This window comes from Pantoea sp. SGAir0175 (assembly GCF_043547855.1).
In genome coordinates this window covers 2,380,559-2,406,153 of sequence record NZ_CP028081.1, presented here as the reverse complement: position 1 = coordinate 2,406,153, position 25,595 = coordinate 2,380,559, and the positions used below count along the sequence as shown (strand labels likewise).

The 25,595-nt window shown below is 58.1% G+C and carries 21 protein-coding genes; 20 read left to right on the top strand and 1 reads right to left on the bottom strand.

The window, feature by feature from the left end:
* The first annotated feature begins 804 nt into the window (after positions 1-804).
* The 14 genes from flhD to C1N56_RS11055 all read left to right on the top strand — a co-directional run bounded on the left by flhD (position 805) and on the right by C1N56_RS11055 (position 16,589).
* Positions 805-1,155, top strand: coding sequence for a flagellar transcriptional regulator FlhD (gene flhD / locus C1N56_RS11120; RefSeq protein WP_058769677.1), 351 nt, complete (start codon positions 805-807; stop codon positions 1,153-1,155).
* On the top strand, positions 1,155-1,733 hold the full coding sequence (gene flhC, locus C1N56_RS11115) for a flagellar transcriptional regulator FlhC (protein WP_021506282.1): 579 nt from the start codon (positions 1,155-1,157) through the stop codon (positions 1,731-1,733). Before flhD ends, flhC begins: the two co-directional genes overlap by 1 nt.
* Positions 1,734-1,866: 133 nt before the next feature.
* Complete coding sequence (gene motA, locus C1N56_RS11110) at positions 1,867-2,754, top strand: flagellar motor stator protein MotA (protein WP_021506281.1); 888 nt, start codon at positions 1,867-1,869, stop codon at positions 2,752-2,754.
* Positions 2,751-3,782, top strand: a complete 1,032-nt coding sequence (motB, locus tag C1N56_RS11105; RefSeq protein WP_021506280.1) for a flagellar motor protein MotB — start codon at positions 2,751-2,753, stop codon at positions 3,780-3,782. Before motA ends, motB begins: the two co-directional genes overlap by 4 nt.
* 10 nt (positions 3,783-3,792) lie before the next feature.
* Complete coding sequence (gene cheA / locus C1N56_RS11100) at positions 3,793-5,790, top strand: chemotaxis protein CheA (protein WP_394517468.1); 1,998 nt, start codon at positions 3,793-3,795, stop codon at positions 5,788-5,790.
* A gap of 22 nt (positions 5,791-5,812) precedes the next feature.
* On the top strand, positions 5,813-6,310 hold the full coding sequence (gene cheW / locus C1N56_RS11095; protein WP_021506278.1) for a chemotaxis protein CheW: 498 nt from the start codon (positions 5,813-5,815) through the stop codon (positions 6,308-6,310).
* A gap of 172 nt (positions 6,311-6,482) precedes the next feature.
* A complete protein-coding gene (locus C1N56_RS11090) occupies positions 6,483-8,156 on the top strand; it encodes a methyl-accepting chemotaxis protein (protein ID WP_241797843.1) in 1,674 nt (557 codons plus the stop codon).
* A 173-nt stretch (positions 8,157-8,329) separates the two neighbouring features.
* Complete coding sequence (locus tag C1N56_RS11085) at positions 8,330-9,991, top strand: methyl-accepting chemotaxis protein (protein ID WP_150058259.1); 1,662 nt, start codon at positions 8,330-8,332, stop codon at positions 9,989-9,991.
* A gap of 152 nt (positions 9,992-10,143) precedes the next feature.
* Complete coding sequence (locus tag C1N56_RS11080; RefSeq protein ID WP_394516658.1) at positions 10,144-11,823, top strand: methyl-accepting chemotaxis protein; 1,680 nt, start codon at positions 10,144-10,146, stop codon at positions 11,821-11,823.
* A 104-nt stretch (positions 11,824-11,927) separates the two neighbouring features.
* The gene (gene cheR, locus C1N56_RS11075; RefSeq protein ID WP_031279190.1) at positions 11,928-12,803 is read left to right on the top strand and encodes a protein-glutamate O-methyltransferase CheR; all 876 of its coding nucleotides are present in this window, start codon (positions 11,928-11,930) and stop codon (positions 12,801-12,803) included.
* A complete protein-coding gene (locus C1N56_RS11070) occupies positions 12,800-13,849 on the top strand; it encodes a protein-glutamate methylesterase/protein-glutamine glutaminase (protein ID WP_021506273.1) in 1,050 nt (349 codons plus the stop codon). The genes cheR and C1N56_RS11070 overlap by 4 nt, the downstream gene beginning before the upstream one ends.
* Before the next feature lie 39 nt (positions 13,850-13,888).
* On the top strand, positions 13,889-14,278 hold the full coding sequence (gene cheY, locus C1N56_RS11065) for a chemotaxis response regulator CheY (RefSeq protein ID WP_021506272.1): 390 nt from the start codon (positions 13,889-13,891) through the stop codon (positions 14,276-14,278).
* A gap of 9 nt (positions 14,279-14,287) precedes the next feature.
* Complete coding sequence (cheZ, locus tag C1N56_RS11060; protein WP_058757663.1) at positions 14,288-14,929, top strand: protein phosphatase CheZ; 642 nt, start codon at positions 14,288-14,290, stop codon at positions 14,927-14,929.
* A gap of 220 nt (positions 14,930-15,149) precedes the next feature.
* On the top strand, positions 15,150-16,589 hold the full coding sequence (locus C1N56_RS11055; RefSeq protein ID WP_394516657.1) for a YchO/YchP family invasin: 1,440 nt from the start codon (positions 15,150-15,152) through the stop codon (positions 16,587-16,589).
* Between the two features lie 93 nt (positions 16,590-16,682).
* On the opposite strand, the gene C1N56_RS11050 is transcribed toward C1N56_RS11055, so the two are convergent.
* Positions 16,683-17,771 carry a porin gene (locus tag C1N56_RS11050; protein WP_031279188.1) on the bottom strand — a complete coding sequence of 363 codons (1,089 nt, stop codon included), beginning with the start codon at positions 17,769-17,771 and terminating at the stop codon, positions 16,683-16,685.
* Positions 17,772-18,641: 870 nt separating this feature from the next.
* Between C1N56_RS11050 and C1N56_RS11045 the strand changes: the two genes are divergently transcribed.
* The 6 genes from C1N56_RS11045 to spy all read left to right on the top strand — a co-directional run bounded on the left by C1N56_RS11045 (position 18,642) and on the right by spy (position 25,539).
* Positions 18,642-19,862: an aspartate aminotransferase family protein gene (locus C1N56_RS11045; RefSeq protein WP_058757664.1), complete on the top strand. Its 1,221-nt coding sequence runs from the start codon at positions 18,642-18,644 to the stop codon at positions 19,860-19,862.
* Positions 19,859-20,890 (top strand): arginine N-succinyltransferase, encoded by a 1,032-nt coding sequence (gene astA, locus C1N56_RS11040; RefSeq protein WP_021506267.1) that lies wholly within the window; start codon positions 19,859-19,861, stop codon positions 20,888-20,890. The genes C1N56_RS11045 and astA overlap by 4 nt, the downstream gene beginning before the upstream one ends.
* Positions 20,887-22,356: a succinylglutamate-semialdehyde dehydrogenase gene (astD, locus tag C1N56_RS11035; RefSeq protein WP_058776246.1), complete on the top strand. Its 1,470-nt coding sequence runs from the start codon at positions 20,887-20,889 to the stop codon at positions 22,354-22,356. The genes astA and astD overlap by 4 nt, the downstream gene beginning before the upstream one ends.
* Positions 22,353-23,681: an N-succinylarginine dihydrolase gene (gene astB / locus C1N56_RS11030; RefSeq protein ID WP_394516656.1), complete on the top strand. Its 1,329-nt coding sequence runs from the start codon at positions 22,353-22,355 to the stop codon at positions 23,679-23,681. The genes astD and astB overlap by 4 nt, the downstream gene beginning before the upstream one ends.
* Before the next feature lie 45 nt (positions 23,682-23,726).
* The gene (gene astE / locus C1N56_RS11025) at positions 23,727-24,722 is read left to right on the top strand and encodes a succinylglutamate desuccinylase (RefSeq protein ID WP_058757667.1); all 996 of its coding nucleotides are present in this window, start codon (positions 23,727-23,729) and stop codon (positions 24,720-24,722) included.
* Positions 24,723-25,044: 322 nt separating this feature from the next.
* Positions 25,045-25,539 (top strand): ATP-independent periplasmic protein-refolding chaperone Spy, encoded by a 495-nt coding sequence (gene spy, locus C1N56_RS11020; RefSeq protein ID WP_021506263.1) that lies wholly within the window; start codon positions 25,045-25,047, stop codon positions 25,537-25,539.
* Positions 25,540-25,595: the final 56 nt, after the last annotated feature.

The following is a 25,595-nucleotide window of genomic DNA, read 5'->3' as shown; positions in this document are numbered from 1 at the left end:
TTTTTCTTCCGACCCTAAAGATTTGGCTGGCCAGGCCGATAGTTCTAATACATCAGTGTGTTAGTTAGTCAATTCATTCATATCGCTAATGTAACGTGCTGTTACATCCCTTGTGACTCGCTAAACCCTCCCTACAAACTCTTTACACACCACAAGCGGGCTGCATCCACTCTTCACGCTTCGCTAGCACAGCGCCATTAGTCCTGCGTGGCAATATTCCCTGTAAGTGATTAATTTAAAAGCGAATAATTACAGCTATTTTTGGTGTTTTATGCTGCCTTTTTGGTTTATTTTGGGGCCTTGTCTTTGCCTAAAGCCAACGTAGCAGATAAAAGATCGTCCCATGGCGGCGATCTGCGACACACTTCAAAATTCAGACTTTTCCTGTGAAATATTAGCGAAACGTTTCAAAATCGCTCAAAAAAAGAACAACAGAAAAGCATTACTGAAGCTTCACTTGAAAAATTTGCCTTAAAAGTGTGACACAGATCACACTTTATCTAAAATTTCATACCAATCACGTTGTATGTCGAAATCAGACGATATAGATTTGCCTTGTTTTCGGATTAGTCTTAAAAAACTGTAAGCAGACGTCACGGAAGATGGTTACAACTCAAGAAAAGATTGGCCTGGAGTTTTGACTACTACTGATCAATATCCCGGTGGGAAGTGAAACAGTTCAGTACGCGTTGGCTTATGCCTGATTATTTTTTGCCATCTTTAGATTTACCAACCAGCAACCCGAACCATAGAACACTTAATTCTGTGGCCGTATATATGTCGCGTCTATCAGGATGGAAAAAAATGGGTACATCAGAATTACTAAAACACATATATGACATCAATCTGTCATATTTATTGCTTGCACAGCGTTTGATAAACCAGGAAAAAGCTTCAGCAATGTTTCGTTTAGGTATCGATGAGCCAATGGCGGATGCATTGCAGCAATTGACTTTACCTGAGATGGTAAAATTAGCGGAAACCAATCAACTGGTTTGCCAGTTCCGCTTTACCGATCACAATCTTATTAACCGTTTAACGCAGGAATCACGTGTGGATGATTTGCAGCAAATCCACACCGGTATTTTATTATCCAGCCGTTTATTGCGCAGCGCATCGAAAGATGATGCCTCTGCTAAAAAGAGGGCGGTATAATGACCGAAAAAAGTATTGTTCAGGAAGCGCGTGATATTCAGCTGGCAATGGAGCTGATTACATTGGGCGCACGACTGCAGATGCTGGAAAGTGAAACCCAGCTGAGCCGCGGTCGCCTGATTAAACTGTACAAAGAGCTGCGTGGTGCACCCCCACCGAAAGGCATGCTGCCATTCTCTACCGACTGGTTCATGACCTGGGAACAAAATATTCATGCGTCGATGTTCTGCAACGCCTGGCAGTTTCTGCTGAAAACCCGGCTGAGCAGTGGCGTAGAGGCGGTTATCAAAGCGTATCGCCTGTATCTTGAGCAGTGTCCGCAATCGGACGAGGGCCCGCTGTTGGCGCTGACCCGCGCCTGGACCCTGGTGCGATTTGTTGAAAGTGGCATGCTGGAATTGTCTGACTGTAAATGCTGTGGCGGAAGCTTCATCAACCACGCGCATCAGCCGCCGGGCAGCTTTGTTTGCAGCCTGTGCCAGCCGCCATCACGTGCCGTAAAAAGACGTAAACTTTCTGCAGATTCTGCCGATACCTTTCCACAACTGCTGGATGAACAGGTTAAACGCGCCGTTTAAGTTTGTTCGCATCGTGGAAAGCATCCAGCAGCGGTTAATACCGCTGCTTTTTTTTTGCCCACACCCTGTGAATAACACCTGCGGCTCTCTGGCTTAACTTCCACCAACACGTTACGGACGTAAGGATGTTTTTGTGCTGATTATTGTGGGTTATATCGTAGTCCTCGGTTCCGTGCTGGGCGGTTACATGATGGTAGGCGGCCATCTGGGCGCGCTTTACCAGCCGTCGGAGTTGCTGATTATTGGCGGCGCCGGCATTGGTGCGTTTCTGGTGGGCAACAACGGCAAATCGATTAAAAAGACGCTAAAAGCGCTGCCTTTGTTAATGCGCGGCTCAAAATATAACAAAGCCGTATACATGGATTTAATGGCGCTGCTGTATCGCCTGATGGCGAAATCACGTCAGCAGGGCATGCTGTCGCTGGAACGCGATATTGAAGATCCCAGCCAGAGCGAAATTTTCGCTAACTATCCGCGTATTTTGTCCGATAAACCTTTAGTGGATTTTATTACCGACTATTTACGGCTGATGGTGAGCGGAAATATGAATGCTTTCGAGATCGAAGCCCTGATGGATGAAGAGATCGAAACCTATGAACACGAGTGCGAAGTACCAGCACAAAGCTTAGCGGCAGTCGGTGATGGCCTGCCGGCGTTTGGTATCGTCGCCGCGGTAATGGGCGTGGTGCACGCGCTGGCCTCCGCGGACCGCCCGGCGGCAGAACTGGGCGCGCTGATTGCGCACGCCATGGTGGGAACCTTCCTCGGTATTCTGCTGGCTTACGGCTTCATTTCGCCGCTGGCATCCGTGCTGCGCCAGAAGTGCGCGGAAACCACCAAGATGATGCAGTGCGTCAAAGTCACGCTGCTCTCCAGCCTGAACGGTTATGCGCCGCAGATCGCCGTCGAGTTTGGTCGTAAAACCCTGTATTCCACCGAGCGTCCGTCCTTTACCGAGCTGGAAGAGCACGTGCGTAACGCGAAAAACCCGGCTAAGCAGACTTCGGATACGCCTTCATGAAGCACGGTAATCGCCCGATTGTGCTGGTCAAACGGCGCAAACATAAAAAGCATGAAGGCAGCCATGGCTCATGGAAGATTGCCTATGCCGACTTTATGACGGCGATGATGGCGTTCTTCATGGTGATGTGGCTGATCTCGATCGCCAATCCGCAGGAGCTGGTGCAGATTGCCGAATATTTTAAAACGCCGCTCAAGGTCGCCCTGACCGGCGGTCAGCGTAGCAGCGACAGCGAAAGTCCGATTCCCGGCGGCGGCGATGATCCGACGCAGAAGAAAGGCGAAGTGCAAAAACAGGTCGATATGGATGCGCAAAAGCGCCAGCTGGATGACATTCGCCTGAACCGGCTGCGTGAAAAACTCGACCAGCTGATTGAGGCCGATCCGCGCCTGAAAGCGCTGCGTCCGCATCTGATCATCAACATGGTGGAAGAGGGGCTGCGCATTCAGATTATCGATAGCCAGAACCGCCCGATGTTTAAAACCGGCAGCGCGGAAGTGGAGCCGTACATGCGCGATATCCTGCGCGCCATTGCGCCGCTGCTGAATGATATTCCTAACAAAATCAGTTTGTCCGGCCATACCGATGACTTCCAGTACGCCAGCGGCGATCGCGGCTACAGCAACTGGGAACTGTCGGCAGATCGTGCCAATGCCTCACGCCGTGAGTTGGTGGCGGGCGGGCTGGACGGCGGCAAAATGCTGCGCGTGGTCGGTATGGCCGACACCATGAAACTGAAAAACCGCGGCGCCAACGACGCGGTGAACCGTCGTATCAGCCTGCTGGTGTTGAACCATGACACCGAAGCGGCGATTGAAAAAGAGAATGCCGAGAGCGATGCCGTTCAGGTGAGTGACCCGGCGCAGATTTTACCTAGCATTACCGCACCGGCTGGTCCGGCGGCGCCAACTGCCCCCACGGGTTCTACCGCAGCACCGGCCACACCGGCAGCCGCGGCGAATCCGCCGGCAGCGGCACCGCCCGCCGCCAGCGCGGTGACACCAGACCAACCCTCACAGCCGAGGTGATCCCGTGAGCATGGACATCAGCGATTTTTACCAGACGTTTTTTGATGAAGCCGATGAGCTGTTAGCGGATATGGAGCAACACCTGTTGGGACTGGATCCCCAGGAGCCCGATTCCGAGCAGTTGAATGCCATCTTCCGCGCCGCCCACTCCATTAAGGGCGGAGCCGGTACGTTTGGCTTTACGGTTTTACAGGAAACCACCCACATCCTGGAAAACATTCTGGATGGTGCGCGCCGTGGCGAAATGCAGCTCAGCACCGACATCATCAACCTGTTTTTGGAAACCAAAGATATTATGCAGGAACAGCTCGATGCCTATAAAACCGCGCAGGAGCCAAACGCAGAAAGCTTTAACTACATCTGTGAAGCCCTGCGCCAGCTGGCGCTGGAAGCCAAAGGAATAGCCCCGCAAGCCGCCGCACCGGTGGTGGCGCTCGCCGACGTGGCAGCACCTGCCGCGCCCGCCAGCAGCGGCCTGCGCCTGCAGCTGATTAATCTGAAAGAGAAAGAGCCGGATCTGCTGCTGGAAGAGCTGGGCAACCTCGGCACCCTGACCGATGTGGTGAAAGGCGCCAGCTCGCTGGAAGCCACCATCGACGGTGTCGGCAAAGACGATATCGTGGCGGTGCTTTGTTTCGTGATTGATGAAGCGCAGATTCAGTTCCCGCTGGACGCCGCACCCGCCACCGTTGCCGTTGCCGCCGCGCCCGTCGCAGAGGCCGAAGCCGAAGCGCCGATGCAGCAAACGGCGACCGTCACCGACATTACCCCGGCGGTGAAGCGTGAGAGCAAGCGTGCTGCCGCGCCCGCCAAAAGCAGCGAATCCAGCAGTATTCGCGTGGCGGTGGAAAAAGTTGACCAGCTGATCAACCTGGTCGGCGAGCTGGTGATTACCCAGTCAATGCTGGCGCAGCGCTCCGGTGCGCTGGATCCGGTGGCACATGGTGACCTGCTCAACAGCATGGGTCAGCTGGAGCGTAACGCCCGCGACCTGCAGGAATCGGTGATGTCGATTCGCATGATGCCGATGGAGTACGTGTTCAGCCGCTTCCCGCGTCTGGTGCGCGATCTGGCCAGCAAGCTGGGCAAAGAGGTTGAACTGACGCTGCTCGGCAGCTCAACTGAACTGGATAAGAGCCTGATTGAACGCATCATCGATCCGTTAACGCACCTGGTGCGTAACAGCCTCGACCACGGCATCGAAACGCCGGAAAAACGGCTGGCCGCCAGCAAAACGGCGGTCGGCAATCTGACGCTGTCCGCGGAACACCAGGGCGGCAACATCTGCATCGAAGTGATCGATGACGGTGCCGGCCTCAACCGTGAACGTATCCTGGCGAAAGCGCTCTCGTCCGGCCTGCCGGTCAGCGACAGCATGAGCGATGAAGAAGTCGGCATGTTGATCTTCGCGCCAGGCTTCTCGACCGCCGAGCAGGTGACCGACGTATCAGGCCGCGGCGTCGGCATGGACGTGGTGAAACGTAATATCCAGGAGATGGGCGGTCACGTCGAAATCTCCTCGAAGCAGGGCAAAGGCACCACCATTCGCATTCTGCTGCCGCTGACGCTGGCGATCCTCGACGGGATGTCGGTGCGCGTGGCAGACGAAGTGTTCATCCTGCCGCTGAACGCGGTGATGGAGTCACTGCAGCCCACGGCTGAAGAGCTGAAACCGCTGGCCGGTGGCGAGCGCGTACTGGAAGTGCGCGGCGAGTACCTGCCGCTGGTTGAGCTGTGGAACGTGTTTGACGTGCAGAACGCCAAAACCGACGCCACGCAGGGCATCGTGGTGATCCTGCAGAGCGCAGGACGTCGCTATGCGCTGCTGGTCGATCAGCTGATTGGTCAGCATCAGGTGGTGGTGAAGAACCTGGAAAGCAACTACCGCAAAGTGCCGGGCATTTCCGCCGCCACCATCCTCGGCGATGGCAGCGTTGCGCTGATTGTCGACGTATCGGCACTGCAATCATTGAACCGTGAGAAGCGTGTGGCCGGTGCCGCAGCGTAACAGATAACGAAAGGGTAAAAAAATGACTGACATGGCAACCGTGACGAAAATCGCCGGCGAAACCGTCGGCCAGGAGTTCCTGGTTTTCACCCTCGGTGACGAAGAGTACGGCATCGATATCCTTAAAGTGCAGGAGATTCGTGGTTACGATCAGGTAACGCGTATCGCTAACACGCCGGAGTTCATCAAGGGCGTGACTAACCTGCGTGGCGTGATTGTGCCGATTATCGACCTGCGCGTGAAGTTCTCGCAGCCGGACGTGGAGTACAACGAAAACACCGTGGTGATCGTGCTGAATCTTGAGCATCGCGTGGTCGGCATCGTGGTGGATGGCGTGTCTGACGTGCTGTCGCTGACGCAGGATCAGATCCGTCCGGCACCGGAATTTGCCGTCACTATGTCGACCGAGTACCTCACCGGCCTCGGTGCGCTGGGCGAGCGTATGCTGATTCTGGTCGACATCGAAAAACTGCTGAGCAGTGAAGAGATGGCGCTGGTGGATACGCTGCGTAGCGCATAATCGTTCGCAGAGAGTCACGGGTCGCTGATGCGGCCCGTGACTATTACATTCTTTATTAAACCTTTATAAATCAATAGCAAAGCCCACAAATATTTCCTGCCCTCGCTCAATATTCCCGCCGCCAGGTCGATAACTGTATTGCACGATTTTTCTTCATTTCCCAGGGCAAACTATGTTTACGAAAATCCGCGTTGTGACCAGCCTGTTGCTGGTGTTGTTGGTGTTTGGCGTACTGCAGCTGGCTTCCGGCTCGCTGTTTTTTAAAGCGCTGAGTGACGACAAAAAAAGTTTCAATACCTCTCAGCTGGCGAGCAAAAACATTGCCGCCATCAATGATGCTTACATGAGCCTTAACCAAAGCCGTGTGATCCTGACGCGCATCCAGCTGCGTATTGCCACCAGTAAACTGACCGGCACCGAAGCTGACATCGGTACGCTGTTCGGGCAGAGCAGGACGTTCCAGCAGACGGCGCAGGATAACTTCACGCTGTTTAAAAACACGCCGGACACGCCGGGCCAGAACCTGCAACTGAACCAGCAGCTGGAGCAGACCTATAAAGCTTACGCCAGCGCGCTGGCTGAGATGCAGCAGGTACTGCAGCACAACGATACCGCCGCAGCCGGCAAAGTACCGGTGGCCCCGACGCAAAGTGCCTTTCTGGAAAACTACACCCAATGGCGCGCCGATCAGGATCGTCTGACGGCGGCCGGCGTGGCGGCGAACAGCGCCGCTTACGAGCACATGATGTGGCTGCTGGGGCTGGTACTGGCGCTGGTGGTGGGCGTGATCGTGCTGTGCTGGTTCGGCCTGCGTAAGGTGCTGATTAAGCCGCTCAACGACAGCATCCAGCACATTGAACATATTGCGCAGGGCGATTTAACCCAGACCATCACCGTCGAAGGACGTAATGAAATGAGCCAGCTGGCGAGCAAGCTGCAGGAGATGCAGCAGGCGCTGGTGCGCACCGTCAGCAACGTGCGCGACGGCTCGGACGCCATTTTTACCGGGGCCAGCGAAATCTCCGCCGGCAATAACGATCTCTCGGCGCGTACCGAACAGCAGGCGGCGTCGCTGGAACAGACTGCGGCCAGCATGGAGCAGCTCACCGCCACGGTGAAGCAGAACGCCGAGAACGCGCGGCAGGCCTCGCAGCTGGCACTCAGCGCATCGGAAACCGCGCAGAAAGGCGGAGAAGTGGTCGAAGGCGTGGTGCGCACCATGCACGATATCGCCGGCAGTTCGAAGAAGATTGCCGACATTACCAGCGTGATTGACGGTATCGCTTTCCAGACCAATATTCTGGCGCTCAACGCCGCCGTCGAAGCGGCACGCGCCGGTGAGCAGGGCCGCGGCTTCGCGGTGGTGGCCGGTGAAGTGCGCAACCTTGCCCAGCGCAGCGCGCAGGCGGCGAAAGAGATCAAAGGGCTAATTGAAGACTCGGTGCGTCGCGTTGACAGCGGCTCACAGCTGGTCGGCACGGCGGGCAATACCATGGGCGAAATCGTCAATGCGGTGACGCGCGTTACCGACATCATGGGCGAGATCGCCTCGGCGTCAGACGAGCAGAGTCGCGGTATCGATCAGGTCGGTCAGGCGGTAACCGAGATGGATCGCGTGACGCAGCAGAACGCCTCGCTGGTGGAAGAGTCGGCGGCGGCGGCGGCCTCGCTGGAGGAGCAGGCCAGCCGTCTCAGCCAGTCGGTGGCGGTGTTCCGCATTCCACGTGGCGCTCAGCCTGTCAGCAGCACGGGTGTGCGCCATCCGCAGATCGCCCCCCCGCAGGCCAGTGCGCCACGCAAAGCGCTGACCGCGCCGGTCAGCGACGCCAACTGGGAAACGTTCTAAGCTGAAACGGGAGCGGACAACGCGCCGCTCCCTCATCTCCTGCTTTCTTTACTTATAAAACGCTGTAAAAAAGCTTTAATTCAGCATTATCCCTCGTAAAGTCCGGTAAACCCTCTCAAATATTCAGCGCAGCGGTCGATAAACAGGGCGTAACCCCCCTTTTTGGAGACACCATGTTAAAACGAATCAACGTCGTCACCAGCCTGATCGCCGTCCTGCTGGTGTTCGGTGCTATGCAATTACTGTCCGGCGGGCTGTTCTGGTCGGCATTACAAAAAGATAAAGAGGCGTTTGCTGTGGCACAAACGTCAAGTAATAACGTCGCTGCCATGTCCGATGCCTGGATTGAACTCAATCAAACCCGTACCGTGCTCAACCGCGCCATGCTGCGCATGCAGGGCAGCATGGCGTCGCAGACCAACGGCGGTCAGCTTAATGCACTGATCGCGCAGACGGAGAAACAGCTCGACACCGCGGCCGGTCACTATCAGCGCTATTACGATTTGCCAGCGACGCCAGGACTGTCTGATGCGCTGCGCGACCGGCTGGAAGCGGATTATGCCGCGTTCAATAACGGCCTGAAGGCGATGCTGGCCCGGCTGAAAGCCAACGATCTGCAGGGCATGTTTGATCAGAACATTGAAGCAAAACAGGTCAAAATGAAAGCCACCTATGAAGAGTGGCGCAGCGCGCAGAGTGCTTTAGCCGCTGAGGGTGTGGCGCAGAACCAGCGTGCCTTCCACACCATGATGTGGCTGCTGGCGATTGTCGCAGTGATGGTGATCGCGGTAATCGTCGCCTGCTGGTTTGGCCTGCGCACGGTGCTGATTCAGCCGCTGCATCAGTTACTCGGTCACATTCGCCATATCGCCGCAGGCGATCTGACGCAGACCATCACCGTTGAAGGGCGTAACGAAATGAGCCAGCTGGCCAGCAGTCTGCATGAGATGCAGCAGTCGCTGGTGCACACCGTCGGCAACGTACGCGACGGTTCGGACGCCATCTTTACCGGCGCCAGCGAAATTTCCGCCGGCAACAACGATCTCTCGGCGCGTACCGAACAGCAGGCGGCGTCGCTGGAGCAGACCGCGGCCAGCATGGAGCAGCTCACCGCCACGGTGAAGCAGAACGCCGAGAACGCCCGGCAGGCCTCGCAGCTGGCGCTCAGCGCGTCGGAGACCGCACGCAAAGGTGGCGACGTGGTCGAAGGCGTGGTGCGCACCATGCATGACATCGCCGGCAGCTCGAAGAAGATCGCGGATATCACCAGCGTCATCGACGGCATTGCCTTCCAGACCAATATCCTCGCGCTTAACGCGGCGGTCGAAGCCGCGCGCGCCGGTGAGCAGGGCCGTGGTTTTGCCGTGGTAGCGGGCGAGGTGCGTAACCTGGCGCAGCGCAGCGCGCAGGCAGCGAAGGAGATCAAAGGACTGATTGACGATTCGGTCAGCCGGGTTAACGCCGGTTCGCAGCTGGTCGGCACCGCAGGTGACACCATGCAGGATATCGTCGGTGCGGTGACGCGCGTGACTGACATCATGGGCGAAATCGCTTCGGCCTCGGATGAGCAGAGCCGTGGCATCGACCAGGTGGGCCAGGCGGTGACCGAAATGGACCGCGTCACGCAGCAGAACGCCTCGCTGGTAGAAGAGTCTGCCGCCGCTGCGGCCTCGCTGGAGGAGCAGGCCAGCCGCCTGAGCCAGTCGGTGGCGGTGTTCCGCATTCCGCGCGCGTCGGCAGCGGTCGCCGTGCGTCCCCCGGTAGCCACGACACCGCCGGCGGTGCGCAAAGCCGCTGCGGCCCCGGTGAGTGACGGAAACTGGGAAACGTTTTAATCATTGCCTGAATCGACCCTCTCCCGCTGCGGGAGAGGGTCGCGTGGCTGACCCTTCCCCGGTTTGCTGCTGGTCTTACCCCTTTCACCTCACATAAAGATCCGCGCCTGCGCGCCGATAACACCAGCGATCCGCCAATTAATGAGGTGTTTATGTTTAGTCGTGTTCGAGTGGTATCCGGCCTGCTGTGCGTGCTGGCGTTATTTGCCTTACTGCAGCTGTTTTCCGGAGGAATGTTTTTTTCAACGGTGAAAGCCGATAAAGATAATTTTGCGTACAACCAACGTCTTAGCACCCTGCAGCGGGCGATGGGCACCTCATGGGTTTCGCTGGTACAGGCGCGTAACACGCTGAACCGTGCCGGTATCCGCTATCTGCTGGACAGTCAGCAGGCCGGCTCCGGTGCCACGGTAAAAGATCTGGTGGCGCTGGCCAATACGGAGCTGAAAACCGCCGATCAGGGCTTTGCCGAGTTCAACGCTAACCTGTCGGAAAAGGGCAAAAGCGCGGAGAACGTGCTGACGCTGCAGGCCAACTACAACGCGTTTCGCGGGGCGCTGGCCGAGCTGATTGATTTTCTCAGTGCCGGTAACTTTAAAGGCTTTATCGATCAGCCAACGCAGGGTTTTCAGGACAAATTTGAAAAGGATTACAACGCCTGGCTCGCCTACAACATTGTGCTGGCAAAACAGGGCATTGACGCCAACGAGAGCGCTTACCAACACGCGATTATGCTGGTGGTCGGTACGCTGCTGGTGACGCTGCTGATGATTGCGCTGGTGTGGAGCGGCATGCGTACGGCGCTGATCCGTCCGCTGCAGCAGAGCATTGAGCACATCCGCCATATTGCGCGCGGCGATCTGACGCAGCCAGTCGATCTCAGCGTGCGCAACGAAATGGGCGACCTGCTCAGTTCGCTGCAGCACATGCAGCAGGAGCTGGCGCGCACCGTACGCATCGTGCGCGACGGTTCGGACGCCATCTACACCGGCGCCAGCGAAATCGCCATGGGCAACAACGATCTCTCTTCGCGTACCGAACAGCAGGCCGCATCGCTGGAGCAGACCGCGGCCAGCATGGAGCAGTTGACCGCCACCGTGAAGCAGAACGCGGAAAACGCCCGTCAGGCGTCGCAGCTGGCGCTGAACGCGTCCGAAACGGCGCAACAGGGCGGCAAAGTGGTCGATGGCGTGGTCAGTACCATGAAGGACATCGCCGGCAGCTCGAAGAAGATTGCCGATATCACCAGCGTGATTGACGGTATCGCCTTCCAGACCAATATCCTCGCGCTGAACGCCGCGGTGGAAGCGGCACGCGCCGGTGAGCAGGGGCGTGGTTTCGCCGTGGTCGCGGGCGAGGTGCGCAGTCTGGCCCAGCGCAGCGCGCAGGCGGCGAAGGAGATCAAAGGCCTGATTGAAGATTCGGTCAGCCGCGTCAATACCGGTTCGGTGCTGGTAGAGAGCGCGGGCGAAACCATGAGCGAGATCGTCAACGCGGTGACCCGCGTGACCGACATCATGGGCGAAATCGCCTCGGCTTCCGATGAGCAGAGCCGCGGTATCGACCAGGTTGGCCTGGCGGTGAACGAGATGGACCGCGTCACCCAGCAGAACGCCGCGCTGGTGGAAGAGTCCGCGACGGCGGCGGCGGCGCTGGAAGATCAGGCCAGCCGACTGAAACAGTCGGTGGCGGTGTTCAATATTGGTAAAGAATTTGTCGCCCAGGCCGTTAACGTAACTACAGCGCCAAAAATTGCGCGTCCGTCTGCACCGCAGGCGCTGGCGCAAGCGGCAGGAGCTCGTGGCGCTGACGATAACTGGGAAACCTTTTAACCCTTGTGGCCGCCGCAGGGCGGCCCGTGTGAATGGTGTGCACTGGCAGCACAGTAGCAACCGCAGTATCACAATTTAATCAGTTTGTTGCCGGGTGACCCGAAATGAAGAAATCGACGTTATTGGATCAAAATGAAGCCACGACGCTGCTCTCACAAATGGTGCAGCGCCTGCCGCTTTCCGATACACATTTTCGTCGTATCAGCCAGCTGATCTATCAGCGTGCGGGCATCGTGCTGGCCGACCACAAACGCGAGATGGTTTACAACCGTCTGGTACGTCGGCTGCGCATGCTGAATATTGATGATTTTGGTCGCTATCTGGCGCTGCTGGAGCAGGACCCGAACAGTGCCGAGTGGCAGGCGTTTATTAACGCACTGACCACCAACCTGACCTCATTTTTCCGTGAGGCGCACCACTTCCCGATTCTGGCAGAGCATGCGCGCAAACGCAGCGGCAACTACAGCGTGTGGAGCACCGCCGCTTCAACCGGTGAAGAGCCGTACTCGATTGCCATGACGCTGGCAGAAACGCTGGGCACCGGACCGGGGAAATTTTCCGTCCACGCCAGTGATATCGATACGCAGGTGCTGGAGAAAGCGGTAGCGGGCGTTTATCGCCAGGAGGAGCTGCGCACCTTATCGCAGTCGCAGCTGCAGCGCTTCTTCCTGCGCGGCACCGGTCCGCACGCCGGCATGGTGCGCGTGCGCAGCGAGCTGGCCAACATGGTGAACTACGCGCAGCTCAATTTACTGGCGCACGACTGGGCGTTGCCGGGGCCGTTCGACGCGATTTTCTGTCGTAACGTGATGATTTATTTCGATAAAGAGACGCAGGAACAAATTCTGCGCCGTTTTGTCCCCCTGCTGAAGCCGGGCGGTCTGCTGTTTGCCGGGCATTCGGAAAACTTCAGTCAGATCAGTAAAGAGTTCTGGCTGCGTGGACAGACTGTCTATGGACTGACCAAGGAAAGACGATGAGCAAAATCACCGTGATGTGCGTGGATGATTCCGCGCTGATGCGCCAGTTGATGACGGAGATCATCAACAGCCATCCCGATATGGAGATGGTCGCGACGGCGCCGGACCCGCTGGTAGCGCGGGATTTGATCAAACAGTACAACCCGCAGGTGCTGACGCTGGATGTCGAAATGCCGCGTATGGATGGCCTCGACTTCCTCGAAAAACTGATGCGCCTGCGGCCGATGCCGGTGGTGATGGTTTCGTCGCTGACCGGTAAAGGATCGGAAGTGACGCTGCGTGCGCTGGAGTTAGGCGCGGTGGATTTCGTCACCAAGCCGCAGCTCGGCATCCGTGAAGGCATGCTGGCCTACAGCCAGATGATCGCCGACAAGATTCGCGCCGCCGCGCGCGCCAAACTGCATGCGCGTGCCGCCACGCCGCAGCCGGTGATGCTGAAAGCGGGACCGCTGCTGAGCAGTGAAAAGCTGATTGCTATCGGCTCTTCAACCGGCGGCACCGAGGCGATTCGCCATGTGCTGCAGCCGCTGCCGGCCACCAGTCCGGCGCTGCTGATTACGCAGCACATGCCGCCCGGTTTTACCCGCTCGTTTGCCGAGCGGCTGAACAAGCTGTGCCAGATCACCGTAAAAGAGGCGGAAGACGGCGAGCGTATTTTGCCCGGCCACGCCTATATCGCGCCGGGCGCGATGCACATGGAGCTGGCGCGCAGCGGTGCCAACTACGTGGTGAAACTGAACGACGGACCGCCGGTGAACCGCCATAAACCGTCGGTGGACGTCCTGTTCCGCTCGGTTGCGGTCAACGCCGGGCGAAATGCAGTGGGGGTCATTCTGACCGGCATGGGCAACGACGGCGCGGCCGGGATGCTGGAAATGCACCGCGCCGGCGCGTGGACCATCGCCCAGGATGAAGCCAGCTGTGTGGTATTTGGTATGCCGCGCGAAGCGATAGCGATGGGCGGCACCAGTGAAGTGGTCGATCTGGGCCACATCAGCCAGCATATGCTGGCCAAAATTAGCGCCGGACAGGCATTGCGAATTTAACGAGCCGGTCCTGCCGGACAAGACAACACAGGAGTAGATATGGCTGATAAAAACATGCGCTTTTTGGTAGTGGACGACTTCAACACGATGCGTCGTATCGTCCGTAACCTGCTGAAAGAGCTGGGATTCAATAACGTGGAAGAGGCCGAGGATGGCGTCGACGCTCTGACCAAACTGCGTGCAGGCGGCTTCGATTTCGTTATCTCTGACTGGAACATGCCGAACATGGACGGTCTGGAACTGCTGCAGACCATTCGTGCCGACGCCACGCTGGGCAAACTGCCGGTGCTGATGGTGACCGCCGAAGCCAAGAAAGAGAACATCATCGCCGCCGCGCAGGCCGGTGCCAGCGGTTACGTGGTGAAGCCTTTCACCGCCGCCACGCTGGAAGAGAAGTTGGGCAAAATCTTCGAAAAACTGGGTATGTAAGGAGATGTGATGAGCGACCTTCCGAAACCAACTGAAGAAGCTTCGGCACACGAGATTATTGCCCGGATTGGCTCTCTGACACGTATGCTGCGTGACAGCCTGCGCGAACTGGGGCTGGATCAGGCCATTGCCGAAGCGGCAGAAGCGATTCCGGACGCGCGTGACCGTCTGGATTATGTGGTGCAGATGACCGCACAGGCAGCGGAACGTGCGCTGAACTGTGTGGAAGCGGCGCAGCCACACCAGGACCAGATGGAAGCCGGCGCCACCCAGCTGAAAGGCCGCTGGGATGCCTGGTTTGAAAACCCGATCGAGCTGGCGGATGCACGCGAGTTGGTTTCGGATACGCGCCAGTTCCTTGACGACGTTCCGTCTCACACGGCGTACACCAACAAGCAGCTGCTGGAAATCATGATGGCGCAGGATTTCCAGGACCTGACCGGTCAGGTAATCAAGCGCATGATGGATGTGATCCAGGAGATTGAACGTCAGCTGCTGATGGTACTGCTGGAGAACATGCCGGAAGCCAATGCGGCGGCACGTAAAGAGGGCAACAGCCTGCTGAACGGTCCGCAGATCCATGCTAACGCGCCAGGTGTGGTTTCCAGCCAGGACCAGGTTGACGACCTGCTGGACAGTTTAGGTTTTTAATGCTGATCGGGTGTTCAACCCGCATCCGAACCCTCTCCCGCCCGGGAGAGGGGAACGCACGACGTGTTTTCCCGTCTGATCGCCCTGCATTCCCGCGGGTGGCGTAAATTCTGAAACATAGCAAGACAAGTCCTACGTTGGCGCAAGGATATGTTAAGGTAATCTCGTACAGTTTTGTGAGCTACTTCAAATTCTAAACTGAAACGACTACTCTTTTGCTATGCTGCCATTGGTTCTGACCCGCAAAATTTTCGCTGCTGTAGCCTTCGGGGCCCCTGTACTGGCGGCCGTTGCGCCTGCGCAGGCCTTCACCGACAACAGCGACGTCTCCGCCACACCGTTTGCCGATCCGGCACGTTTCCAGAAAATCGCTGATGAATTACCGGCGCTGGGCTATCAGGACGATACATCGGCGTTCAGTAAAAAGCTGGCGGGCATTGCCAAAAGCATCGGCGAGGCCAGCCAGAACAGCGACAGCGATACCACGCTGGGTCAGCAGGCCGGAATCTGGGCGTTTAACCATTTTCGTGATGAGGTTGCTACCCGGGTAGCGGATGAAGGGCAGTCGCTGCTGTCGCCTTATGGCCAGGCACAGATCGATCTCAACGTCGATATGGAGGGCAACTTCAGCGGCAGCGGGGCTTCGCTGCTGACGCCATGGGCCGATCGCTACAATTACCTCACGTTCAGCCAGCTGGGCGTGCACCAGACCGATGACGGGCTGGTGGGCAATGCCGGGCTGGGACAGCGCTGGGTGGCCGGCAGCTGGCTGCTGGGCTATAACGGCTTCGTTGATCGGCTGTTTGACAGCGGCTTGCAGCGCGCTTCGCTGGGCACCGAGGCCTGGAGCGACTACCTGCGCTTATCCGCCAACTACTACACGCCGCTGTCCGGCTGGCGCAATCGCAACCCGTTCCAGCAGCAGCGGTTGGCGCGCGGGTATGATGTCACCACTCAGGGCTATCTGCCGTTTTACCGCCAGCTGGGCGTGTCGGTCAGCTGGCAGCAGTATCTCGGCAACAATGTCGATCTGTTTAATTCCGGCAACAGCTACCACAATCCTTCAGCGCTGACGCTGGGCGTCTCCTACACGCCAGTGCCGCTGGTTACCGTATCGGCCAGCCACAAAACCAGTAATGAAGGCGAGAGCCAGGATCAGCTCGGCTTACGTCTCAACTACCGCTTTGGCGTGGCGCTCAGTCAGCAGCTCAATCCGGATAACATCGCCGCCGCGCGTTCGCTGCGCGGTAGCCGCTATGATTTGGTCACGCGCAGCAATACGCCGGTGCTGGAGTTCCGCCAGCGTAAAACCCTGTCGGTATTCCTCGCCACGCCGCCGTGGCAGCTCAATGCGGGCGAGAGTTTGCCGCTGAAACTGCAGATCCGCAGTGCTCATCCAATCAGTAAAGTCAGCTGGCAGGGCGATACGCAGGCGCTGAGCCTGACGCCGGGTGCCGATCCCAACGACCCGCAGGGCTGGAGTATCATTATGCCGGCGTGGGATGCGTCGCCTGATGCGAACAACAGTTATCGCCTGTCGGTAACGCTGGAGGACAGCAAGCAAAATCGCGTGACTTCCAACTGGATTACGCTGCAGGTGCAGCCGCCGGTGATGCTGGAGCAGGGGGGCGAAAACCGCTTCGACCTGCTGGCGCCATAATCAGCGCGGCACCAAAGAAAAAGGGCAGCCGGAGCTGCCCTTTGCTGCATCCTCAGCCGACACTTGCCGGGATGCCATGAGGGTAAATCATCATCAGAACTGGTACACCAGACCGACCGCGGTAATATCGTCGGTTTTCAGGCGCAGCGCGTTGTCATCTTTCAGCAGGTTGATGCGGTATTCGCTATAGACCGACATGTTCTTGTTGAAGTAGTAGGTGGCACCCACGGACGCGTATTTGAACAGCCAGGCGTCGCCGACGTTTTCAATATTTTTGCCCTTTGAGCTCACGTAGCCCAGCGACGGACGGAAACCGTTCAGGAACTGATACTGCGCCACGGCTTCAAAGTTCACCGCTTTGTTGGCGAACCCGCTGTTACCGATTGGCGTGGCGTTGTGGGATTCGCCGTAGATGGTCGCCAGATAGAGCTGGTTAGCATCATATTTCACCCCGGTTTCCCAGTGTTCGGCTTTCTCACCTCTGCCGTAGGTGGCAAGGTTTTGCGCACTGACGCGATTGAGGCTGGCATAGGCGGCAACCGCGCTCAGGCCAAAGTCGGTGTCATACGAGGTGGAAAGGGCGAAACCGTCACCGTTAGAGCGGCGTACCGCCAGGTTTGGCGTTGCCGCGCTGTCGCTGCGCTCGTTTTTCCCTTCGTACTGCGCTGCGACGTTCCAGCCTTTAACCAGACCGAAGAAATCTTTGTTACGCCAGGTCAGCACGCCGGTGGAGCGACCGGACAGGAAAGCATCGACATAACCGGAATCACCGCCGAAGAAAGGCAGCATATCGGTATAGCCCAGCACGTCATAAATCAGACCATAGTTACGGCCATAGTCGATCGAACCAAACTGCGCAAACTTCAGACCCGCATAGCCGAGGCGGGTTTTGTTACCGGCCTGCGCATCGGCGCCTTCCGTGTTACGCAGGCTGAACTGCGATTGCCAGAAACCGTAGCCGGTCAGCTGATCGGTAATTTTGGTTTCGCCCTTAAAACCGATACGGACATACGATGAGGTATCACCATCATTGGTGGTGTCATCGGAGAACAGGTGCGACACGTTAATTTTGCCGACCAGATCCAGCTTGTTACCATCCTTATTATAGATTTCAGCGGCCTGAGCCACAGAAAATCCCAGCAGCAATGGCATGACTGCTGCCAGTAAAGTGCGCTTCATCATTTATATTTTTACCCTGTGTTATTTTTTAATTTTTTAAGCCCCTGGTGGGGTGACAAGAAAATGACACAAAAGGATAAAGATCAGTAGTGCAATAGTTGTAACAAATAATTTCTTATTGGCTATTTGTGCGATTTTTATACGCCAATTCCATTATTCGGAAATGGGAATCGCTTTTACTTATCATGATTAAGTGAGCGTTTAATCGACGATTAATATTTATATAATTGATAAATAATGATTAAATTAAGAATATTATGACTTAATAAAAATAGCGTTTTATTGCCTTAAATAGCACAAGCCTATGCCTTAAAGTTCAATGCTTATGAATCAAAGCAGGCTGATAGTCACCCCGTAAATTATCCGCATTGACGCACTGTGTCGGTTTATTTCAGGCTAAATAATATCCCGAGCTTTAATACGTTTAATTACCGGCCAGCCTGGCACAGGGTAGCCAAAATAAGTTAATCAGTTGTTACTAATAAACGGCTGACATGCACCACGCCGATGCCTGAACCGGGCTGTCACTTGCACCCGCTGAGCGCAGCACGCCCCAAAATGGCGCAGCAGACGCCTCATTTTGGCGAAATATCTGCTGTGCGATCACAAAAGCAATATTTCATTTTGCGAATGCATAAATCCGCTAAACAAATTACTGCGGTGCCGCTGTCATCGGATGGTTATTCACTTTTTATGCATTAAATGTGCATAGCGAAAGGGTGTAACTTATTGATATTTCGTTGTTGAACCTGATTTATGCATTTTTTCCTCTGGCTGGCACGTTAACTGCACTCTATAGTCGAGCTGCAACTCAGCAACTTTTAACAATTTTAAAACAAAAGCTTCACCCGAAGTGAGGCAGGAGAAATGGCTATGTCACTGCAGGTTTCACGTCACGATTTCGATCAATGGATGATGCCGGTTTATGCCCCTGCGGCTTTTGTGCCGGTGCGTGCCGAAGGTTCTACGCTGTGGGATCAGCAGGGCAAAGAGTACATTGATTTTGCCGGTGGCATCGCGGTGAACGCGCTTGGCCATGCCCATCCCGCGCTGCAGCAGGCACTGACCGAGCAGGCCGGTAAACTGTGGCACACCGGCAACGGCTACACCAACGAACCGATTCTGCGCCTGGCGAAGCAGCTGATTGATGCCACCTTTGCCGACCGCGTGTTCTTCTGTAACTCCGGGGCGGAAGCCAACGAGGCCGCGCTGAAGCTGGCGCGTAAAGTGGCGCACGACCGTTTCGGTGCCGAAAAAAACGGTATCGTCGCCTTCACCAATGCCTTCCACGGCCGCACCCTGTTCACCGTTTCAGCCGGCGGACAGCCCGCCTATTCGCGCGATTTCGCCCCGTTACCGCCAGCCATTCAGCATGCCACCTTTAACGATCTGGCCTCGGCGGCGGCCTTAATTAATGACCAGACCTGCGCGGTCATCGTCGAGCCGATTCAGGGCGAGGGCGGTGTATTACCGGCCGATCCGGCGTTCCTGCGCGGACTGCGCGAACTATGCGACCGCCATCAGGCGCTGCTGATTTTTGATGAAGTGCAGAGCGGCGTCGGCCGTACCGGCTCGCTGTATGCCTATATGCATTACGGCGTCACGCCTGATGTGCTGAGCACCGCCAAGGCGCTGGGCGGCGGCTTCCCCATCGGTGCGATGCTGACGCGTGAAGATCTGGCGCAGGTGATGGGCGTCGGCACGCACGGCACCACTTACGGCGGCAACCCGCTGGCCGGTGCGGTGGCCGGTAAAGTGCTGGAGCTGATCAATCAGCCTGAGTTTATGGCTGGCGTCGCCGAGCGGCACCAGTGGTTTGTCACGGCGCTGCAGGAGATCAACCAGCGACTGCCGGTGTTTAAAGAGATTCGTGGCCTGGGCCTGCTGATTGGCGCGGTACTGAATGACGATTTTGCCGGTAAAGCCAAACAGTTCAACCTGACGGCGGCGGAAGAGGGCGTGATGGTTCTGATCGCCGGTGCCAGCGTGGTGCGCTTTGCCCCGGCGCTGAACATCAGCGAGCGTGAAGTAAAAGAAGGGCTGGCGCGCTTCGAACGCGCCTGCGCACGCGTGCTCAAAGGAGCCACATCATGATGGTGATCCGCCCCGTCGAACGTGACGATCTGCCGCAGCTGCTGGCGCTGGCGGGGAAAACCGGCGGCGGTCTGACCTCGCTGCCCGCTGACAGCGAGACGCTGAAGGCGCGCATTGAGCGCTCGCTGCAAACCTGGCAGGACGCGCTGCCGCGCGCTGAACAGGGCTACGTGTTTGTGCTGGCGGATAGCAGTGACAATCGCGCCGTTGGCATCTGCGCCATTGAAGTGGCGGTAGGTTTGCAGGATCCCTGGTACAACTTCCGCGTCGGTACCCAGGTGCACGCCTCGAAAGAGCTGAACGTCTACGCCAGTTTGCCGACGCTGTCGCTGAGTAACGATCACACCGGCAGCAGCGAACTGTGCACGCTGTTCCTCGATCCTGACTACCGCGACGGTAAAAACGGCCATCTGCTGTCCAAGTCGCGCTTTCTGTTTATGGCGAATTTCCGCGAGCGCTTCATGAAGCACGTGGTTGCGGAGATGCGCGGCGTCAGCGACGAGCAGGGACATTCGCCATTCTGGGACAGTGTGGGCAGCCGTTTCTTCTCGATGGAGTTTCGCCAGGCCGATTTTCTCAGCGGCACCGGGCAAAAAGCCTTTATCGCAGAACTGATGCCCAAGCATCCGCTGTATATCCACTATCTCTCGGAAGCGGCACAGCAGGTGATTGGTGAAGTCCACCCGAAAACCGCGCCGGCGCGCGCGGTGCTGGAAGCCGAGGGTTTCCGCTATCTCAACTATATCGACATCTTTGACGGCGGCCCGACGCTGGAGTGTGAGATCGACCGCATCCGCGCCATCCGCAAGAGCAAAGTGCTGACCGCCAGCGAAGGCGAAGCTGAGGCGCACTGGCCGCTGTGTCTGGTGGCGAACTGCGACTATCAGCAGTTCCGCGTGGCGCTGCTGCCGGTCGATGTCGCATCCGGTCAGGTTCTGATTAATCAGCAGCAGCGCACCGCGCTGCGCTGCGACTATGGCGATTCGCTGCGGGTGGTTACCCTGGGTCGCGAGGAGAATAACGCATGACGCATTTTATCAACGGTGAATGGCAGCCGGGCAGCGCGGAGACGCTGAGTAAACACAATCCGGTGAGCGGCGAGATCTTATGGCAGGGCAACGCTGCTTCTGCGGCGCAGGTGGCGGCGGCCTGTGAGGCGGCTCGCGCGGCGTTCCCGGCATGGGCACGTCTGCCGTTTGCTGCCCGTCAGGCGCGGGTAGAGGACTTTGCCCGTCTGCTGGAGCGGGATAAAACCGAGCTGGCGGCAATCATCGCCCGTGAGACCGGCAAGCCGCGCTGGGAAACGCTGACCGAAGTGCAGGCGATGCTCAATAAAGTGGCCATTTCGATTAAGGCCTATCACACCCGCACCGGCGAGCAGGCCGAAGGTGAGAGTTCACTGCGCCACCGGCCGCATGGCGTGCTGGCGGTGTTCGGTCCGTATAACTTCCCCGGCCATCTGCCGAACGGACATATCGTGCCGGCGCTGCTGGCGGGCAACTGCGTGTTGTTTAAACCGAGCGAACTGACCCCCGCCACCGCAGAGAAAACCGTGCAGCTGTGGCAGGAGGCGGGCCTGCCGACGGGTACGCTGGCGCTGTTACAGGGCGGACGTGATACCGGCCAGGCGCTGGCGCAGGCGGAGCAGATTGACGGCCTGCTGTTTACCGGTAGCGCGGCCACCGGCTATCACCTGCATCGCCAGTTCGCCGGACAGCCGGAGAAAATGCTGGCGCTGGAGATGGGCGGCAACAATGCGCTGATTGTGGAAGATCCGGCCGACATTGATGGCGCGGTGCATATCGCCATTCAGTCGGCGTTCATTACCGCCGGCCAGCGCTGCACCTGCGCGCGTCGTTTGCTGGTGAAACGCGGTGCGGCGGGTGATGCCTTCCTGCAGCGCCTGGTCGAGGTGAGTGCGCGTCTCAAACCGGCAGCGTGGGACGCCGAACCGCAGCCGTTCATGGGCAGCGTGATTTCGCCCGCCGCCGCCGGGCAGATCTTCGCCGCCTGGCAGCAGCGGGTTGAGCTGGGTGGCAAGGTGCTGTTGGCGATGCGCTGGCCGGATCGCGACAGCGCGATTATCACGCCCGGCATCATCGACATGACCGGCGTCGCCGGACTGCCTGACGAAGAGGTGTTCGGACCGCTGCTGCAGGTCATCCGCTACGACCATTACGCGCAGGCGATTCGCCTCGCCAACGACACGCGCTACGGATTGTCGTGCGGGCTGGTGTCACCGCAGCGTGACCAGTTTGATCAGCTGTTGCTGGAAGCGCGCGCCGGCATCGTGAACTGGAATAAACCGCTGACCGGCGCCGCCAGTTCGGCACCGTTTGGCGGCGTGGGCGCCTCCGGTAACCACCGTGCCAGCGCGTGGTACGCGGCGGATTACTGCGCCTGGCCGATGGCCTCGCTGGAGAGCAGCAGCTTAGCGCTGCCGGGCAGCCTGTCGCCAGGGCTCGATTTTGCTGCTTCAGGAGCGACATCATGAAGGCGTTTGAAGCAAACTTTGATGGTCTGGTCGGCCTGACGCACCACTACGCTGGCCTGTCGTTTGGCAACGAAGCCTCCACGCGCAATCAGCTGCAGCCCTCCAATCCGCGGCTGGCGGCCAAACAGGGGCTGCTGAAAATGAAGGCGCTGGCCGACATGGGCTATGTGCAGGGGGTTATCCCTCCGCACGAGCGGCCTAATCTGCCGCTGCTGCGCCAGCTGGGATTCAGCGGCAGCGATGCGCAGGTGCTGGCCAAAGCAGCCCGGCAGGCACCGCAGCTGCTGTCAGCGGCCAGTTCGGCGTCGGCGATGTGGGTGGCCAATGCGGCCACGGTTTCGCCATCGGCCGACAGCGCCGACGGCAAAGTGCATTTTACCGTTGCCAACCTCAACAATAAGTTCCACCGGGCGATTGAAGCGCCGGAAACCGCCGACCTGCTGCGCGCCATCTTCCGCGATGGCCGCCACTTCAGCGTACACGACGCGCTGCCGCAGGTGGCGCTGTTTGGTGACGAAGGCGCAGCCAACCATAACCGCTTCGGCGCTGACTATGGCGCGCCCGGCGTTCAGCTCTTTGTCTACGGTCGTGACGGCCAGCAGCAGGGCAGCGCACCGGCGCGCTATCCGGCGCGTCAGACGCGTGAAGCCAGCGCGGCGGTGGCGAGACTGCATCAGCTGGATGACGCGCGCACGCTGTTTGCTCAGCAAAATCCGGCGGTGATCGATCAGGGGGTGTTCCACAATGATGTAATCGCCGTCAGCAATCAGCAGGTCTTTTTCTGCCACGAAGAGGCGTTTGTCGACCAGCCCCAGCTGCTGCAACAGCTGGCGGACCAGGTGCCGGGCTTCCAGCCGATTGTGGTGCCGCGCGATCGCGTGTCAGTGGCCGATGCGGTGAACACCTATCTGTTTAACAGCCAGCTGCTGCAGCATTCGGACGGCGGCATGCGGCTGGTGCTGCCGGAAGAGTCGCGCCAGTATCCCGGCGTGTGGCGCTATTTGAGCGAACTGGTGGAGAGCGGCGGCCCGATTCGCGCGCTGCAGGTGTTCGATCTGCGTGAGAGCATGTGCAACGGCGGCGGACCGGCCTGCCTGCGTCTGCGCGTGGTGTTAACCGAGGCGGAGCGTCAGGCCGTCAATCCGGCGGTGCTGATGAACGATCGCCTGTTTACGCGTCTGAATGACTGGGTGGATCGTCACTATCGCGACCGCCTGACGCAGGCCGATCTGGCCGATCCGCAGCTGCTGAGCGAAGGGCGAAGCGCGCTGGACGAGCTGACACAGCTGCTAGACTTAGGCAGTGTCTACGCGTTTCAGCGTTAACGCCGGGGGCAAATGTGTTGCCCCCTGTGTCAGAAAGGAGTGAACATGCAGGACTTTTTACAGCAAACCCTGTCAGGCAGGCCGCCCGCACAGCGGCAGGGCAGTAACGCCCACTTGCACTGGCAGTGGCATGATGAGGGCATACTATCCCTGACACCGCATACGCCCACGCAGCAGGCGCTGGTTCTCTCCGCCGGGATTCACGGCAACGAGACCGCCCCGGTGGAGATCCTCAACCTGTTGCTGACGCCGCTGCTGCAGGGGGAAAAACCGCTGGCCGTGCGCCTGCTGGTGATCCTCGGCAACCCGGCGGCGCTGCGCAGCGGCAAACGCTACCAGCATTATGATATCAATCGGCTGTTCGGTGGCCGCTGGCAACAGGTGGCCGACGTGCCGGAGGCGCAGCGCGCGCTCCAGCTGGAGCAGGCGCTGGAGAACTTCTGGTGCGAGTGTCTCGATCACGAAATTCGCTGGCATCTCGATTTGCACACCGCGATTCGCGGTTCGTGGCATACGCGCTTTGGCGTGATGCCGCTCAACAGCCAGCCGTGGCCAGCGGATTTTTTACACTGGCTGGCAGCGGCCGAACTGGAAGCGCTGGTGTTTCACCGTGCGCCGGGCGGCACCTTCACCCACTTCAGCTGTGAACACTACGCGGCAGCCAGTTGTACGCTGGAGCTGGGAAAGGCGCTGCCGTTTGGCGAGAACGATCTCACGCAGTTCAGCGGCGTGCAGCGTGCGCTGGCGGCGCTGCTGTACGGTGAGGCGCTGCCGCCGGTGCGCGAGACGCCGCGCCATTATCGCGTGGCACAGCAAATCACCCGGCACGGCGAGCAGTTTGTTCTGCACATGGGCCCGGAAACTCTCAACTTCACGGCTTTCCCGCAGGGCACGCTGCTGGCGGAAGAGGGTGAGCGGCGCTATTACGTGCAGCAGGCGCGTGAATATGTGCTGTTCCCCAATCCCAACGTGGCACCGGGCCTGCGCGCCGGGCTGATGCTGGTGGAGGAGAGTGAGCAGACCCAGGCGCTGGAGTTGTAATCCGAAAGCTTTACCCGGCAATCCCCCCTCTCCCTGTGGCGGGAGAGGTCACGGGTGAGCAAATTAACGACATTTTCCCTTCCGCAAAACCGACAAAGCCATTACACTCCTCCTTAATTCCTGCGCTTTCCCCTTGATCGTCATACTCTTTTGCAATTCCTCACGCATTTCTTCGCAATCTCTCCATGATTGCCCGATAACTGTCTTTTATGCTTGCAGGGCTTTACTCAGCCTCTGAGTAGTTGACGTTCAGCGTCGTATGCTTGTTTCCGAAGACGCGACACAGGTTGTCGTCATTAAACTGAAAAGTAAGGACAATATTATGCGTAAACTGACCTCCCTGTTTCTGGCTACCGCAATGGCTTTCGGCGCCGCCAATATCGTCCATGCTGCGGCTGACAACCTGACGCCGCCGCCAGCGGGCAGTGAAAAACCGATGCACAAGCCGATGCGCCACCACGGCATGGACATGATGTTCAAAGACCTCAACCTGACCGACGCGCAGAAAACCCAGATTCGCGACATCCTGCGTGACAGCCATAAGGACATGAAGCGCCCATCGCTGGAAGAGCGTCGTGCTAACCACAGCATCATCGCATCCGACACCTTTGACCGTGCCAAAGCAGAAGCGCAGGCAGACAAAATGAGCGCCAATGCGAAAGAGCATGCGCTGAAGATGCTGGAAACCCAGAACAAGATCTATAACGTGCTGACGCCAGACCAGAAGAAGCAGTACAACGCCAACTTTGAGAAACGTCTGACTGAAAAAGGCCCGCATGACGGTAAAATGCCGCCACCGCCGGCTGATGGCGAATAAGCCGTTTAGCTCACCGGTTTGAGACCGCCGACGTTGTCCATGGCACACGCTGCTTT